Below are 17,131 nucleotides of genomic sequence, written 5' to 3'. Positions count from 1 at the left end.
CTAGAACAAGTTGCATAACATTAATCAGGTTAGGGAGAGTGGCTATGCTAAATTCAATCAAAAAAGCACTCGGTTTATCTAAGCCAGCGCGTAAAAAAGTTAAGTTGCCTGAAGGCTTAAACCACCTTGAAGTTATTTCTGCGAAAGGTTGGTGGAATTAATTAAAATTCTGTGGTTATGGGTCTAACTCATGCACAGTGATAACAAGTTAAGCTAGCGCAGCTTTAAAACTAAAGGGAGCATTGGCTCCCTTTAGTTTTATATGAATATGAAAAGTATGAAAAAATATGTCATAACATACTGATAGATTAGCTATTTAACATCCCTTCCTCACTACAACGGATTTTCCTCAAGGCTAAATGACTGTGTGTCGTAAAAAGTGGGTAAGCCAGTGGCCCGAGCACAAAACCCAGTAATGCCCAATACGTAACAGAAAGGCCTACGGTAAATGCAGCTAAGCCGAAGTACCAAGCCGAGATTAATGCGATAAAGATAACCAGCAAAACCACAAACCACCTCTTTAAAAACAACTAAATAAATCATAAAGGTAGAGAAATTAATTCCTCATTAAAATGCGGATGCTACTCGCGTAGTCTTGGTGATTGATGCACATGTTAAATACGTCATTTTAACGGCAGGATAAAAAGTTTTCCGCACTATGCATAAACGAGCAACACTCATTCATCGCTACGCTCTTAGTACAGAACACGTAACACTGAACTCTCGATAAAGGGCTCGGATTATACAAGATCCACATCCCAATATGAACATTTTTTAGGCAAAAACATGCCTTGTGGCAATAAAAAAGCGGCAATGATCTGCCGCTTTTTTGTTCAATTCCAATTTGCTAAGACCAAGATTAACTATGACCTAGATCCACTGAAACTTAGAAAAAGTGCGCGTTTTCTTGAGCCATGGTTTTCAAGCGCTCACAAGGTTCGAATCTGCTGCCTAATTGACTTTGATAACCTTCAAGAATTCGTACTAAGTTCGCGGCGCCCAAAGTGTCAATATAATGGAATGGACCACCGAGGAATGGTGGGAAGCCAATACCGAAAATGGCGCCAATATCACCATCTCTTGGCGATGCAATAATTCCATCATCCAAGCAACGCACCGCTTCGTTGAGCATTTGTACGACACAACGCTCGGCTACTGCTTTGGCGTCTTTATTGGTGCCAGGCTTAATACCTAACACGCCATAAACACTCTCATCGACAGCTTTAGCTTTCTTGCTCGATGCGCCGTATTGATAGAAACCTTTACCATTTTTACGGCCTTTACGATCGTCACCCAAAAGCTTGTCAAAAGCCGCTGGCGCTTTAAAACGTTCACCCAATTCTTTCTCGAGGATTGGTGAAATCTTAGCGCCCACGTCGATACCCACTTCGTCAAGTAAAGTAATGGGGCCCACAGGGAAACCAAACTTAACCAGCGCTTTATCAAGATGTTCAACACTTTGGCCTTCAAGTAATAATTGCGCAGCCTCGTTCATGTAAAGCGCAAGAATACGGTTCACGTAGAAACCCGCGCCATCCTGCACCACTATCGGTGTTTTACCTTGCTTACGGGCAAAGGCTACGGTTGTCGCAATGGTTTCTGGCGAGGTTTTAGCGTGGGCAATCACTTCCACCAGCGGCATTTTCTCTACTGGCGAGAAATAATGCAGACCAATTACATTCTCAGGACGTGTCGCCGCCTCGGCGATTTGGCTAATAGGCAAAGATGAGGTGTTTGACGCAAAAATAGTGTGCTCACCACACTCACGCTCTATGTCTTTCACCATTTGATGCTTAAGCGCTAGGTCTTCAAATACTGCTTCCACAACGATATCGGCATCGTTAACGCCTTTATATTCAGTCGTTGTGGTCATAAGTGCCATTAAATTGTCACGGGCAGCAGGCGTCATATGGCGGCGCTTAACCCCTTTATCCAACAACTTGTAGGCGTAGGCCAATGCATTGCTTAAACCTTTTTCGCTGATGTCTTTTACGCGAACGGGGATTTTGGCCTTGGTTGTTGTGACAGATGCGATACCGCCACCCATTAAACCGCCACCTAAGATCACCGCTTTTTTTACTTTACGCGGGCTCGCGCCTTCTGCGCCGGTTTCTTTCTTCATTTCTGTGGTCGCAAAGAAAATACTGCGCAGCGCTTCAGACTCTTTCGATACCACTAGTTCGGCAAAGTGACTCGCTTCGACTTCTAGCCCTTTTTGCATCCCCTTCGCAATACCTTGACGCACGCAGTCAATGATCTTGGCAGGCGCAGGATAATTACCTTGGGTTTTCTTTTCGACCTGTTTAGTCGCTTGATCGAAAATAATATTACGGCCAAAGCTCGTGCCTTCAAGCACTTGATTAACGAGTGACTTTTTAACAGGTTTCGGTGCACGTTTCCCCGCAAGCGCCATCTCAACTGCCGTTTGCAGCAAAATGGCCTGCGGTACAACATCATTCACTAAGCCCATTTTCAAGGCTTGTTTAGGACGAATTTGTTTGCCGGTTAGCATCATGTCTAAGGCGGTGGTAATGCCGACTAAACGTGGCAAACGTTGAGTCCCGCCACCACCTGGCAATAAGCCAAGTTGGACTTCAGGTACACCGAGCATAGTCTTGCCATCGTCGCTACATACCCTTTGATGGCAGGCTAAGGCTAACTCTAAACCACCACCTAAACAGGCACCATGGATTGCCGCAACCACAGGAATGTTTAAGGCTTCTAACTCATTAAAAACCACATGCCCTTGCTGGGATAAGGCTTTGGCATCGGCCGCCGTTTTACAGGCATCGAGCATGGAAATATCCGCGCCCGCGACAAAAGAATCTTTTTTGCCAGAGATCAGCACTAAACCGCGAATGCTCGAATCACTCTTGATTTCAGCTAAAATCTCACTTATTTCAGGGCCAAACTGCGCCTTTAGGGTGTTCATGGTTTCGCCAGGCACATCCATAGTCAAGATGGCAATGCCGTCGTCGCGGCGGGTTAAATTAAAGGTCTTTTCCATGCCGATTACTCCACTTCCACTATCATAGCCACGCCCAAACCACCAGCCGCACAGGCCGTTGTTAGGCCAGTTCCACCACCACGGCGCTTAAGCTCACGACACACCTGCGTGATCAAACGGGTTCCCGTTGCCGCAAAAGGATGCCCGTAGGCAAGCGAGCCGCCGAGCACGTTAAACTTGCTCATGTCTATTTCACCAATGGCGCGGTTACGACCGAGTTTTTCTTCGGCAAATTTCTTCGAAGCAAACATCTGCATATTCGCTAGTGTCTGCGCTGCAAAAGCTTCGTGCATTTCAATCAGGGTAAGATCTTCAAGCTCCATTCCAGCACGTTTCAGCGCCAGTGGCGTCGCGTAAGAGGGCCCCATCAGCATGTCTTGCCACACATCAATAGCGCTAAAGGCATAGCTCCTAATGTAGCCAATCGGTTGATAACCTAAGGCTTTCGCTCGACCTTCGCTCATCAGGATAATCGCTGACGCACCGTCAGTCAGTGGCGTACTGTTTGCCGCCGTCACAGTACCATGCTGTTTGTCAAATGCAGGACGCAACTTAGCATATGACTCCAGTACCGAGTTTTCGCGGATATTATTATCGCGATCGATAAACTGTTTATACGGCGGCACATGGGCAACCATCACTTCGTCACGAAGATGGCCCGAAGCCCAAGTTTCACTCGCTAAGGTGTGCGAGCGGTGCGCTAAAGCATCTTGATCGGCGCGGCTAATATTGTAGGTTTTTGCCATCTGCTCGGCGGTTTGTCCCATAGACAAGCCCGTTGAGTACTCGGCTACCGCAGGCGGCACAGGTAATAAATCTTTAATGCCTAAACGACGGAAAATTTGTAATTTTTGCCCAAAGCTACGGGCTTTATTCAGATCGACTAACGCATGGGCTAATTTTTTCGACACGCCGATAGGCAAGACAGAAGAAGAGTCGGCGCCGCCCGCAATACCGATTTCGATATTGCCTGTCATGATAGATTCGGCCACGTTGACGGCAGATTGAAAGCTAGTTGCACAGGCACGAGTGACACTATAGGCATCGGTCGACACATTCATGCCAGTACCGAGTACGATTTCACGGGCAATGTTAGGTGCAGCGGGCATTTGCACCACTTGTCCATACACTAATTGCTCAATCAGCTTAGGATCGAGTTCAGAGCGCGCCAATAATTCATTGACCACCATTTTGCCCATATCGAGCGCCGATACACCGTGGAATGCCGTGGCTTGCTTTGCAAATGGCGTTCTTAAACCCGCTACTATGGCGATACGTTCACCCTTGGCGTTCGTAACCTGTTGTCTATCACTCATTTGTCACCCTCTTTATGTGCGCAATCGCTGAGAGATTTCAGGCGGCGCTATCGATTTCCGTGTTTGACCTATTGTTTTACGGCGAAAAACGCCCAATAACAGGTCTGACCATTAAAGTGTGATCTGATTCTAACTTCTTGTCAGCAAGTTTTAAACACCTGTTTGTTTTTTTAACACTAGCCAAACCCTAAGGGAATTCTTTACCATATCCGTTGTCTATAGCCCACACACGTATTTTCAACATAATAAAACGAGTAGCATCATGCCTTTGAGTCGCTTCCACGCATTACGCACTTACCTAAATAAGGTTGTTTTAGGGCAGCCAGTATTGACCGAAAATCTGCTCATTGCCTTAATTGCCAATGGTCACTTATTAGTTGAAGGACCTCCAGGACTGGCCAAGACCCGTGCAGTGAAAGCCTTATGTGACGGGGTTGAGGGCGATTTTCACCGCATTCAATTTACCCCAGATCTGCTACCCGCCGACTTAACCGGCACAGATATCTATCGCTCGCAAACCGGCACCTTCGAATTTGAAGCCGGTCCGATTTTCCACAATTTAATCTTGGCGGACGAAATTAACCGCGCCCCAGCCAAGGTACAATCGGCGCTGTTAGAAGCCATGGCCGAAGGTCAAGTTACCGTCGGTAAGCACAGTTATAAGCTGCCACCGCTATTTTTAGTGATGGCCACCCAAAACCCATTAGAGAACGAAGGCACTTATCCGCTGCCCGAAGCACAGCTTGACCGTTTTTTAATGCACTTAAACCTTGATTACCCGAGCGGCGAGACTGAAATCGAAATTCTGCGCCAATCCCGTAAAGAAGCGCTCACCCACGAGTTGCCAACGACTGAGCCGATTGCACAGGCCGATGTGTTTGCCGCCCGTGACGAGGCCATGGAAATCTATCTCGCCGAGCCGCTCGAAAAATACATAGTCGAAATAGTGATGGCGACCCGTGAGCCAAGCCGTTACAGCGATGACTTAGCGAAATGGCTCGAGTACGGCGTCAGCCCACGCGCCACTATTTCCTTAGAACGCTGCGCCCGCGCCCGCGCTTGGCTGCACGAGCGGGACTTTGTGTCACCGGAAGACATTCAAGCCGTTGCGCCGAATGTGTTAAGACACAGATTATTACTCAGCTACCAAGCGCAAGCCGAAGGCGTAAGCCGCGATCAGGTGATCAACCACATCTTGAGTCAAGTTGCAGTACCTTAACGGTGAAGATAAAGGTGAAATCAGATGAGTGACACTGCGCGACTCTCTGCCTCGGCCGATGGCTTGCCGCTGTTTGCCGATGGCTTGCATTTAACCGAGCAAGAGCTGCTGGCGTGCCAAAATATCGCCCGTGCTATGCCCGAGCGTTACAGCCGTGCCCGCGCTAATTTAGCGGGCCATCGCAGCAGCTTAATCAAAGGCCGCGGTATGGAGTTTGCCGAGGTGCGCCACTACCAACAGGGCGACGATGTGCGCACCATTGATTGGCGCGTGACCGCTCGCACGGGCAAAACCCACACTAAGTTATTTGTCGAAGAACGTGAGCGCCCGATTCTGTTGTTGATCGACTTGAGTCAAAGCCTCTATTTTGGCTCGAGTTTATTGCTGCAATCGGTGCAAGCAGGACACCTAGCGACCACCTTAGGTTGGAATGCGATTAACCATGGCGACAGGCTCGGCGCCTTGATCGCCAGCGAGTCTGAGCATTTAGAGCTCAAACCCCGCAGCCGTCGTCAGGGCATATTGCAATTAATCTCAGGCCTGCGCCGCGTGCATGAGAATCAACTCAATCATGTTGGCAGCGGCCAGCGCGATCCTGACCATATCCTGCGTGCCTGTCAGCGATTACAACGTATCGCCAAACCCGGCTCCTTAGTTTGGATAGTGACAGATGGCAGCCATTTTAGTCCCCAATGTATCGCGCCATTAACCGAGCTTAAACGTCATTGCGATGTGGGCGCCTACCTGATTACCGATCCCCTGCGTCAAGGCACACTACTGTTACCACACAACTTTAGTTTGCCAGTTCGGGATGGGGAGGAGGACTTAGTGCTCACCCGCCACAGTTATCAGGCTTGGCTTGATATCCAACTGCGTCAGCAAAGGGACTTTATCGCCATGATGCAGCAACTGCGCGTGCGCACCCAGCTCATCGATGCGGGGGCTCCCCTAGCCCATCAATTGGAATTATTGCGTTAACTATGGATCCAGCAACAGTGAATTCAGAAATAGTGACACCAGTGATAGCAAATCCACCGGCTGCAGTCCCTATGGCTACAGCGCCAAACCCAGCGCTGGCGGATCTGCAGGATATCATTCATCCCGATCCAATCGGCGCTTGGCCTTGGGCAATCGGTTATTGGTTGGTCCTCGCGCTCGTGATTGCTCTCATCACACTCTTAGTTATCAGGCTAAGAAAACGCGCCCGTGACTTAGCGCCGAAAAAAGCCGCAAAGCAGTTACTCAATCAGCTTGATAGACAAGCGCCGTCCTATGTTTCTGACGTTAATAGCCTATTAAAGCGCACCGCCATGAGTTATATCAGCAGAGATGCAATAGCCTCCTTAGATGGTGAAGCTTGGGCGACTTGGCTAGACAGCTATTTACCCGCGGCAAAACGCCAACGTCTCGGCCCCTTGTTAGCCAAACGTCATCAGCCAACGCCGTTGACCTTAGCTGAAGCCAATGAGTTACATGAACTCGCACAAGCTTGGTTGGCATCAAAAGTAAAACTGAGTGCACCTCTGCCGAATCTTGTTCAAGCTAGTGGCGACGCTCAAGCTAAAAGCCAAGCGCAACCCCAGCCAGCTGACCCCCAACAACCGGAGGCACAATGTTAACGATTGCATGGCCTTGGCTATTGATATTACTGCCTCTGCCTTTGATTTTTTGGCGCCAACAAACCGTACAAGTGGATGGTGGCCGGCTGCAACTCCCCGGAATAAGCCAAACAGGTAAACAAAGCTTAGCGGCCAACACGCGCCAGAGTCGCAAACGCTACTGGCTGATGTGGTGCCTGCTACTGCTCGCTATTGCTCGTCCGCAATGGCTTGGCGAACCGATCGAACTGCCAAGCCAAGGCCGCGATCTGATGATGGCGGTGGATTTATCCGGCAGTATGCAGATTGAAGACATGGTGGTAAATGGCAAAACCGTCGACCGTTTCACCTTAATCCAACACGTCGTCAGTGACTTTATCGAGCGCCGCAAAGGCGACCGTATCGGTTTAATTCTCTTTGCCGATCACGCCTATTTGCAGGCGCCGCTCACCCAAGATAGACGTTCAGTAGCGCAATTTTTAAAAGAAGCACAAATCGGCTTAGTCGGTAAACAAACCGCCATAGGTGAAGCCATAGGGCTGGCGGTAAAGCGTTTCGATAAAATGGACGAGAGTAACAGAGTGTTGATTTTATTGACCGACGGCTCTAACAACGCCGGCAACATCGAGCCAGAGCAAGCGGCGCAAATTGCCGCTAATCGTAAAGTCACTATTTACACTGTCGGTGTCGGTGCCGATGTGATGGAGCGCCGCACACTCTTTGGCCGCGAGCGGGTTAATCCCTCGATGGATCTGGATGAGAACCAACTTAAGCATATCGCCGAAGTCACCCACGGTCGTTATTTCCGCGCCCGCAACAGCCAAGAGCTCGACCAGATTTACCAAGAAATCGATAAACTCGAACCAGTGAGTCGCGATCAATTAAGCTATCGTCCGCAGGCAGATTTGTTCTATTGGCCGCTGGCACTGGCGTTACTGACGAGCCTGTGGATTGCCTTAGGTCAATTACCATTCTTTGCAGCGCGCCGCGTTAAACCCTCTGTCGCAACCACTTCACAGGGGAACATTAAATAATGAGCCTACATTTTATTCGCCCCGAATGGCTACTCGCCCTAGTGCCACTGGCTTTAGTGTTGTTGAGTTTATGGCGACAACACGAGAGCCACAGCGCGTGGAATCGTTATATTGCGCCGCACTTAGCCAAAATATTGGTCACCCAAGGCAGCAAGAAATCCCGCCGTCCGCTGCATTTATTAGCTTTCACTTGGCTGATTGCGACTTTTGCGCTCGCAGGGCCCGCCGTTAATAAACAGTCCTTACCTGTGTTTGCCGCCGAGCAAGGCCGCGTACTGGTGATGGACATGTCTGTGTCTATGTTCGCTACCGATCTGGCGCCGAACCGTTTAACCCAAGCCAGATTTAGGGCCACGGATCTCCTGCGTAATCTTAAAGAAGGTGAAACAGGTTTAGTCGCCTTTGCCGGCGATGCCTTTACTATCAGCCCGTTAACGCGCGATACCGGCACGCTACTCAATTTATTGCCGACCTTAAGCCCTGAAATCATGCCCGTTCGTGGCTCAAACTTAGCGGCAGGTTTAACCCAAGCTAAAACGCTACTGGCTCAGGGTGGGCATATTCGCGGTGATATTATCGTGATGACAGATGGCATAACCGCAGCCCAATTTGATGACGCTAACTCGGCATTAAGTGGCACGCAATATCGTCTTGCCGTCGTCGCTTTTGGTACCAGCCAAGGTGCGCCAATTCGTCTACCCGATGGACAATTGCAGCGCGACAGTAGCAACGAGGTCGTTGTGGCCAGCACTGACTTTGGCTTGCTGCAAAAACTAGCAGCGGATAATAACGGGGTGTTGATCCAAAATCGCACCGACGGCAATGATCTGGCCCAATTACAACATTGGTTAAGGGATACGGGCGATGCCAAAGCCACAGATCTTGACGGTGAAACCTGGCAGGATCTCGGCCCTTATCTCGCCCTGCTATTACTGCTGCCCGCCCTTTTCAGCTTTAGGCAAGGAATCGTGGCAAGCGTTGGATTTGCCACTCTCATTGGCGGCTTACTGTTCGCGGCCGCGCCTCAGCCTGCCCATGCCAGTGTGTGGGACAATGTGTGGAAAACGCCAGATCAGCAAGCGATGCAGGCCTATCAATCCCAAGATTATGCCAACGCCGCTAAGCAGTTTGAGTCACCCCAATGGCGTGGCAGCGCCCAATATAAGGCCGGTGATTATGAGCAAGCGCTGAAAACCTTCGAGCAAGATAGCTCTGCCCAAGGCCTCTACAATCAAGGCAATGCGTTGATGCAACTCGGTAAACCCGATAAGGCTAAGGAGCGCTATCAAGCCGCACTTGAAAAACAAGCCGATTTCCCTGCGGCAAAGGCCAACCTTGAACTGGCTGAAAAGCAATTGAAAGAGCAGCAAAAACAGCAAGGTAAAAACGATCAACAAGATAAAAACCAAGATCAACAAGGCGATCAGCAGTCCGGTGAACCCAATTCAGGTGACCAACAGTCTGGCGACCAGCAATCTGATCAAGATAGCGCTCAGAAAGATAAGCAAGATCAAGCGGGACAAGAGTCTCAAGAGCAACAGGACAATGCCAATCCTGAGCAAAGCTCTGATCAAAGCTCTGAGCAGCAAAAAGCGGATGAGCAACAGTCTGAGCAGGATAAGCAAAATGGCAATGCTCAGGACAAGCAAGATGAAGCTCAGCAAGATCAAGATAAAGCACAACAGGATCAACAAGCCAAGCAACAAAATGCCGAGCAGGATGCAAAGGAAAATGAGCCTGTAGACAATTCACCTGTAGATAATGAAGCTAAGATGCAAGCGCAGGCTAACGCCGATGCCGAGGAGCAAAAATCCGCTGAGCAAGCAAAGCAAAGCGTTGGCGCCAAAGACGCTCCTGAGAAAGATGCACAAGATAAACAAGAGGCTGCTATGAGTGAATCGGTCGAAGCGCCGCCAACTAATAGCGAACCGCTTCCCGCAGAAATGCAGCGAGCGCTGAGGGGCGTGAGTGAAGACCCACAAGTGTTACTTCGCAATAAAATGCAGTTGGAATATCAAAAACGCCGTCAAAATGGCCAAATATCAAAGGATAACGAACAGTGGTAATCAGACAATTTTTTATCCTGCTACTCCTTGCCATCGGAGTGGCTCATCCCGCCTTTGCACTCAGCAAAATTGAGGCATCGGTCGATCGCAATCCTGTGATGGAGGGAGAATACTTTGTGCTCAACATCAGCGTCGATGATGAAATCGATACTGGTAAGCTAGACACATCCGCCCTGCTGAAAGACTTTATTGTGGGCCGCACCAGCGTGAGTCGCAGCACACAGATCATGAACTTCGATGCGGTCAAAGAGACTCGCTGGCAAGTGTTGCTCGCGCCAAAACAACAAGGTCAGTTAACCATTCCAGCCTTTACTATTGATGGCATCAGCTCGGCGCCGATCCCACTCAAAGTGGTCGAAACGGGCAGCCAGCCCGCGCAAATGAATAACCTATTCATCGATGCCAAAGTGTCAACCGACGAGGCCTATGTCGGGCAGCTCATTACCTACAAGGTGAAACTCTATCTAGCAGTGGAATTACAAAGGGGCGTATTGAGCGCACCAGTAATCGAAGGCGCGCAGATCAAACAAATCGGTGAAGATAAGGATGGCTCAGAGATAGTCGATGGCCGTCGTTACCGCGTGATTGAACGCACCTATGGCATCATTCCCGACTTACCCGGCCAAGTGAACATCAAAGGCGCAACCTTTGCGGGCGATGTGCTCGTCGAATCCCAACGCCGCGGCGGCATGTTTGGCTTTAATGAAAGCCGCCCAATGCAAGCGGGCGCGCCCTCCCTCACGGTGCAAGTGAATCCTGCGCCGACAAGTTTCCAAGGCCAATGGCTGGTTGCCGACTTAGTGGTGCTAAAAGAGAACTTCCCTGAGGATATTAAAGAATTTACCGTCGGTAGCCCTATTACTCGCACCATTACTTTATTGGCTTCCAATGCCGATGAAAATAGCCTGCCAGATATCGTGCAAACCCTTCCTAATGAACTGAAGTCATACCCAGAGAAACCTCAGCGACAAACCTTTGTACGCGATGCACAAATTGTCTCCCAGTACAGTATTACGTCGGCAATCGTTCCCAGCAAAGCGGGAACATTTACCCTGCCCGAAGTCAAAGTGCCTTGGTGGAATCCGCACCTTAAACGTCAAGAAACCGCGACGCTCCCCGCACGCACAATAGTGGTAACTGGCGGTGCAGTCACAGACGCGCCCGCCCAAGCCGCTTGGCAAGCAAATTCAGCGGCCGACAACAATGACTCCTGGATGATTAAGGTGTTTGCTGCGCTATGGCTGATCACTCTCGTCGCTTGGATCATCACTTTAATCGCTTGGCGCCGCGCTTTAAAAAAACCATCGGCCGCCCCGACAACAATTAACGCTTCAATGAGTTCAGCACAATCAGTAAATGTTGCGGGCTTACAAGGATTGGAGCAAGCCTGTGCCAGTGGCGATGTGAGCCGCATTATGTTGCAGTTACAGCGCTACTTCAGCGAGTTACAGCAAGCGCCTATGACACTCGATAAAATTGCCGAGCAGTCACCGCAACTCGCAAAGGCGATACAGCAACTGCAAATTGCCGCCTATAGTGCGAAGGCCAATGCCAACAGCCATACTGACAGTGCGAATACTAACAGTGCGAATACTAACAGTGCGGATACTAACAAGCTGACCGCCGAGTGCGCCGCGTTGCTTAACGCGGTTAAGGCCTGTGATCATAAACATTCAAACCCAAAATCGGTGCCATTAAGCCCACTGAATCCTAAGTAAATTAAGGGTTTAATGACAGAGAAGCGAGCTCTACTATGCTAAACATTCAGCCAACAAGCCGAAAAAATAAAAATGTTTGCTAACTGGCGTAAGAAATCCGTCGAGCCCGCGGTCTCTTCTGACATGCTAAGTAAACAACGACGATACAACAGCCTAGTCAAGGCGCTACATGCAGACATCTTCCGCTACGCCTACTGGTTATGCGGCGATAAACACGTGGCTGAAGACATTACCCAAGAAACCTTCTTGCGGGCGTGGCGCTCTTTGGATTCCCTCAAGGATGATAAAGCGGCGAAGGCATGGCTGATCACGATTCTTAGGCGTGAGAATGCGCGGCGTTTCGAGCGTAAACAGTTCGATTATTCCGACGTTGAGCAAGATACCTTAGAGGACAATATCTCCAATAGCAGTGAAGAGCAGACCGAGCAATACCTGATCCGTCGGCAAATAGGCAAGCTGGATATCGAATACCGCGAGCCACTCTTACTGCAACTGATTGGTGGCTTTAGCGGCGATGAAATTGCCGAGCTGATGGAGCTCAATCGCAACACCGTAATGACGCGTTTATTTCGGGCGAGGAGCCAATTGAAAGAATTACTTGAGAAGAATGATGTGAGAGGTCAATCCAATGGATGAGCTTAAATTTAGACGTCAAGCTTATGAAGATCCTCATAATCAAGATGCTGATTTTCTGGCGCAAATTAATGCTAAGCCAGAAAACCAAGCCTTAATCAATGAGCTCAAAAACCTTGATGCCAAACTGACAAATGCATTGAAAGTAGAAGTGGCGGACGATCTCGCCGATAAACTGATTTTGCGTCAGCAGTTGCAACAACACCATAAACACCGCCGTCAAACGGGCTTTTTAGTGGCCATGGCGGCCTCGGTGGCATTTGTGGTGGGGATCAGTTTTAGTCTATTGCGTTTAGGGCCAATCGATTTAGCCGAACATGCACTGGCCCATGTCTACCATGAAGGTGTTGCCTTACAGGTGGATCAAAACGTCAACTTTAATCAGGTCAATGCGCAGCTCACGTCGATGAAAGACTTTGGCAATGCCAAGTTCACCCAACAACCGGGCAAAGTGTATTACACCTCCTATTGCGATTTTCAAGGGGTGAAAAGCCTGCACTTAGTGCTACAGGGTGAGCAAAGCAAGGTCACACTCTTTATCGTGCCACTCGAAAAACGTATGGTGTTAGACAAAACCTTCGCCGATGGCAAATACCAAGGAATGGGCTTTGAAACACCCGATGCGTTTATTTTGCTTATAGGTGAAGATAAAGCAGACCTTAGCTATGTAAAAGACGAAATCAAGAACACCTTTATCTAACCCCATCTTATCTCTGCTATTTTTAAATTAACCTCCGATATTTTCACGCGATCGGAGGTTAGATTTTAATCACACTTCTATCTGCTAATGGGCGATTGTTCAAACATCTGGTAGCATGCTTGCCACTTTTAATAATAACAAGATGGGAAAAGGCAAGATGACGATTGAAACCCCGATTTTAATCACATTTGTTGGTTACTTAGTATTGATGATGGGCATAGGTTTTTGGGCTTACCGTGCTACCGATACTGTTGATGATTATATTTTAGGTGGCCGCAAAATGGGCCCCGCTGTGACCGCACTCAGTGTGGGTGCATCCGATATGTCAGGTTGGCTGTTACTGGGTTTACCCGGCGCAGTTTACTTAGGCGGCTTAGGTGAAGCTTGGATTGGCATAGGATTAATTTTTGGCGCTTGGCTAAACTGGCTATTTGTCGCCAGACGACTGCGTATCTACACTCAACTCGCCGATAACGCCCTCACCTTACCGGATTTCTTCGAGAAACGTTTCCACGATACCCAGGGCTATCTCAAGCTCGTCTCCGCAATCACTATTTTAGTGTTTTTTACTTTCTATGCTTCCTCAGGCATGGTCGGTGGCGCGATTCTATTTGAAAAAGTCTTTGGTCTCGATTACACAGTGGCGCTGGTGATTGGCTCAGCCATCATAGTCGGTTACACCTTTATTGGTGGCTTCTTTGCTGTGTGTTGGACAGACTTCTTTCAAGGCTGTTTGATGCTTGTCGCCCTCTTAATCGTCCCCTTTGCCGTTTTCTCTCACCCTGAAAGCCACGCCGGAATTGAAACTATCGATCCTGCGATGTTGGCCTTGGTCAGCGACAAAACCACAGTGATAGGCATGTTGTCTTTACTCGCATGGGGTCTTGGCTATTTTGGTCAGCCGCATATTTTGTCGCGCTTTATGGCGATAGGCAGTGCCGATGCCCTTCCCTTATCGCGCCGTATTGCCATGAGCTGGATGGTCTTATCTTTAATTGGCGCTTTAGCTACAGGTATTGCCGGTTCTCTGTATTTCGCTAACGCCCCACTAGCGAATTCAGAAACGGTATTTATTCATTTAGCCCAAGCCGCGTTTAACCCTTGGATTGGTGGTCTACTTATCGCAGCCATTTTGTCTGCCATCATGAGCACTATCGATTCACAGTTGCTGGTGTGCTCAAGCGTGATCACTGAAGATTTCTACCGTAAATGGTTACGCCCACAAGCGGATGATCGCGAGTTGATGATGGTCGGTCGCATGGGCGTGCTGGCGATTGCCGTGATCGCAGGCATCATTGCCCTTAATCCTGAAAGCAGTGTATTAAGCCTTGTGAGTTATGCATGGGCTGGCTTTGGTGCGGCCTTTGGTCCTGTGGTCTTATTATCGCTATTTTGGAAGCAATACAGCCGTAATGGCGCCATTGCTACTATTATTGTCGGCGCATTAACGGTCGTAATTTGGAAGCAACTGACGGGGGGTATTTTCGAACTATACGAAATCCTCCCAGGATTTGTGTTCGCCACATTCGCCGGTATTTTGGTGAGCAAATTGTCTGCACCAAGTGAAAATGTAACAACAGAGTTCGAACAATTTAAGTCTGCACTTTAGTTTCGACACGCTTGTATAACTTAAAAAGCGCACACTTGTGCGCTTTTTACATTTTGTATCCTTTTAAATACTCAACACACAATTACAAACCGTTAACGTCAATTGAAACCTATCGTTAAACCCAAAGCCCTTCATATCAAGCATCTGGCCAGACCATTCAAGCGAACTAAAGTTCAACCTCTGTTTTAAAGGTTTTTAATTAACTGAAAATTAACAATTTTCACGTCTGGTCGGACTTGTTGAGGGTAGATTCAGTCCATAAGATGCCGAAGACTAATAAATGGATTTAAAGACTTTCGGCTGACTAGGACCGAATAAAAATCCAATACTTATAAAAAATAGAGAGAATTATAATGAAAACATTCAACAAGACACTCATTGCCGTTTCTGTCGCATTAGCAAGTACTCAAACCTTAGCTTCAGGTTTTCAACTCAACAGTCAATCAGCCACAGGTATGGGCCGTGCATTTGCTGGTGATGCGGTTATTGCCGATAACGCTTCTGTGTTATCACGTAACCCTGCAGCTATGGCATTATTCGATAAAGATGCGATCTCCTTCGGCTTAACTTATGCCGATATTACTGTTGATGTTAAAGACGTTAACTTTGCCGGTGGTGCCGTAGACTTAGGCAGCATTGATGATGCGGGTAGCTCTAAAATTATCCCTAATATTTTCTACATCCACCCAATCGACGACAAGTTCGCCGTAGGCTTTGCTGCGTTTTCTAACTTTGGTACCGGTACCGATGCCAGCTCACTTTCAAAGAGTTTACCAGCAGGCTCACCAGCACCTTATGATTTACTCGGCGAAACAGAAGTCACAACGGTTAACTTTAACGCCAGCCTTTCATACCGTATTAATGACATGTTCAGTATCGGTGCGGGTGTGGATGCCATCTACGGTGAAGGTCGTTTAACCCGCAACATGGGCACTACGCCATTGGTTGACGTCGACGCTGACGGCTGGGCCTTCGGTGGTATAGTAGGTGCCACCATTGAGCTAGATAAAGATAACCGTTTCGGTATCAGCTACCGTTTCAGCCCGACAGTGAATGTTGAAGGTGATATCAATACCGTCTCGATGACAACCATTCCTGGTGTAGGTACTGTTCCGGTTGCGACCAATTTTGATAGCTTAGATGTTCCACTAGCGGATATCTTCCAAGTTGCAGGTTTCCATCAAATCACCCCTAAGTTTGCTCTGCACTATACAGCGCAGTACACCCAGTGGGGCAACTTTGATCAAATCACGGCTAAAGATGGTACAGCCACAATTGCAGCTGTTGGAGTGACTCAAGCCGTAGGTGATGTTGCACTGAAAGAATACCAATGGAAAGATTCATGGTTATTCAGCTTAGGTGGTACTTACACTATCAACGAACAATTCACTGTGCGTGCTGGTTATATGCATGACCAAGGCGTTGTGGACGAAATCAGCTCAATTTCATTCCCAGACTCTGACCGTAACTGGTACACAGCGGGTATGAGCTACCACATCAACCCACAAAACACCGTTGACTTTGGTATCGCTTATATTAAAGGTGAAAAAGTTCACCTGATCGAAAACAGTGCTATCACAGGTCCTGTTAATGCAATTACTGAATCAAGTGGTATGTACTACTCAGTTCAATACAGCTACCAGTTTTAAGCTAAACGCTAAACCCAAAAGCCGCATTTTTTGCGGCTTTTTTGTATCTTAAGCATTTATTGCCTAAAGTTAATTCATACTCCTGTAAACGCAGCTACGGCTATGGCTAAAGTCATTGGACTCGGTGGAATTTTCTTTAAAAGTGCAGATCCCGTTACCTTGGCAACTTGGTATAAAACCCACCTTCAAGTTCCTATTGAAAACTGGGGCGGCGCCGCGTTTTATCACACAGATAAAGCGACACTCGGCTACCATGTTTGGACGCCCTTCGCCCATAGCACTGACTATTTTGCGCCTTCAGATAAGAGCTTTATGTTTAACTTTATCGTTGATGATCTGGCCCAAGCGCTCACACAGGTCGAACAAGGTGGTGGTCAGCTCGTGGGTGGCATTGAAGATTCAGAGTTTGGCCGCTTTGGCTGGTTTATCGATCCCGACGGCAATAAAGTCGAATTATGGCAGCCGAGTGTTATTCCTCCGGAAAAATAGCGCGTCTCAATAAAGCGACATCAAGCTGATATCGCCAACTTGTCTCCCTCAAATATTAAGCGGCATCTATCCCGAATAAACCCAGTGCATGAC

The 17,131-nt window shown here is 48.4% G+C and carries 14 protein-coding genes; 11 read left to right on the top strand and 3 right to left on the bottom strand.

What is annotated here, in order from left to right:
- Positions 1–308: 308 nt before the first annotated feature.
- The 3 genes from Q4Q46_RS21015 to fadI all read right to left on the bottom strand — a co-directional run bounded on the left by Q4Q46_RS21015 (position 309) and on the right by fadI (position 4,323).
- The gene (locus tag Q4Q46_RS21015) at positions 309–509 is read right to left on the bottom strand and encodes a hypothetical protein (RefSeq protein ID WP_311906984.1); all 201 of its coding nucleotides are present in this window, start codon (positions 507–509) and stop codon (positions 309–311) included.
- Positions 510–886: 377 nt separating this feature from the next.
- Entirely contained in the window at positions 887–3,007 is a 2,121-nt protein-coding gene (fadJ, locus tag Q4Q46_RS21010) for a fatty acid oxidation complex subunit alpha FadJ (RefSeq protein WP_311906983.1), read from the bottom strand.
- A gap of 5 nt (positions 3,008–3,012) precedes the next feature.
- Positions 3,013–4,323, bottom strand: coding sequence for an acetyl-CoA C-acyltransferase FadI (fadI, locus tag Q4Q46_RS21005; protein WP_311906981.1), 1,311 nt, complete (start codon positions 4,321–4,323; stop codon positions 3,013–3,015).
- A gap of 262 nt (positions 4,324–4,585) precedes the next feature.
- Between fadI and Q4Q46_RS21000 the strand changes: the two genes are divergently transcribed.
- The 11 genes from Q4Q46_RS21000 to Q4Q46_RS20950 all read left to right on the top strand — a co-directional run bounded on the left by Q4Q46_RS21000 (position 4,586) and on the right by Q4Q46_RS20950 (position 17,038).
- Positions 4,586–5,542 (top strand): AAA family ATPase, encoded by a 957-nt coding sequence (locus Q4Q46_RS21000; RefSeq protein ID WP_106650947.1) that lies wholly within the window; start codon positions 4,586–4,588, stop codon positions 5,540–5,542.
- Between the two features lie 24 nt (positions 5,543–5,566).
- Positions 5,567–6,520 carry a DUF58 domain-containing protein gene (locus tag Q4Q46_RS20995; protein WP_311906979.1) on the top strand — a complete coding sequence of 318 codons (954 nt, stop codon included), beginning with the start codon at positions 5,567–5,569 and terminating at the stop codon, positions 6,518–6,520.
- A gap of 2 nt (positions 6,521–6,522) precedes the next feature.
- Positions 6,523–7,161, top strand: a complete 639-nt coding sequence (locus tag Q4Q46_RS20990) for a DUF4381 domain-containing protein (RefSeq protein WP_311906978.1) — start codon at positions 6,523–6,525, stop codon at positions 7,159–7,161.
- The gene (locus Q4Q46_RS20985; protein ID WP_311906977.1) at positions 7,155–8,174 is read left to right on the top strand and encodes a vWA domain-containing protein; all 1,020 of its coding nucleotides are present in this window, start codon (positions 7,155–7,157) and stop codon (positions 8,172–8,174) included. Before Q4Q46_RS20990 ends, Q4Q46_RS20985 begins: the two co-directional genes overlap by 7 nt.
- On the top strand, positions 8,174–10,240 hold the full coding sequence (locus Q4Q46_RS20980) for a vWA domain-containing protein (protein ID WP_311906976.1): 2,067 nt from the start codon (positions 8,174–8,176) through the stop codon (positions 10,238–10,240). Before Q4Q46_RS20985 ends, Q4Q46_RS20980 begins: the two co-directional genes overlap by 1 nt.
- Positions 10,234–11,958: a BatD family protein gene (locus Q4Q46_RS20975; protein ID WP_311906975.1), complete on the top strand. Its 1,725-nt coding sequence runs from the start codon at positions 10,234–10,236 to the stop codon at positions 11,956–11,958. Before Q4Q46_RS20980 ends, Q4Q46_RS20975 begins: the two co-directional genes overlap by 7 nt.
- Positions 11,959–12,030: 72 nt before the next feature.
- Positions 12,031–12,594 carry a sigma-70 family RNA polymerase sigma factor gene (locus Q4Q46_RS20970; RefSeq protein WP_006085483.1) on the top strand — a complete coding sequence of 188 codons (564 nt, stop codon included), beginning with the start codon at positions 12,031–12,033 and terminating at the stop codon, positions 12,592–12,594.
- Complete coding sequence (locus Q4Q46_RS20965) at positions 12,587–13,291, top strand: DUF3379 domain-containing protein (RefSeq protein ID WP_311906974.1); 705 nt, start codon at positions 12,587–12,589, stop codon at positions 13,289–13,291. The genes Q4Q46_RS20970 and Q4Q46_RS20965 overlap by 8 nt, the downstream gene beginning before the upstream one ends.
- A gap of 157 nt (positions 13,292–13,448) precedes the next feature.
- Positions 13,449–14,900, top strand: coding sequence for a sodium/proline symporter PutP (putP, locus tag Q4Q46_RS20960; protein WP_011847196.1), 1,452 nt, complete (start codon positions 13,449–13,451; stop codon positions 14,898–14,900).
- Between the two features lie 353 nt (positions 14,901–15,253).
- Positions 15,254–16,549: an OmpP1/FadL family transporter gene (locus Q4Q46_RS20955; RefSeq protein WP_311906973.1), complete on the top strand. Its 1,296-nt coding sequence runs from the start codon at positions 15,254–15,256 to the stop codon at positions 16,547–16,549.
- A 102-nt stretch (positions 16,550–16,651) separates the two neighbouring features.
- Positions 16,652–17,038 (top strand): VOC family protein, encoded by a 387-nt coding sequence (locus Q4Q46_RS20950; RefSeq protein ID WP_011847198.1) that lies wholly within the window; start codon positions 16,652–16,654, stop codon positions 17,036–17,038.
- Positions 17,039–17,131 lie beyond the last annotated feature (93 nt).

It is taken from the genome of Shewanella vaxholmensis, assembly GCF_031932135.1.
GTDB lineage: Bacteria > Pseudomonadota > Gammaproteobacteria > Enterobacterales > Shewanellaceae > Shewanella > Shewanella hafniensis.
Note: the sequence above shows the minus strand (reverse complement) of the source record. Positions and strands in the feature narration are given on the sequence as shown.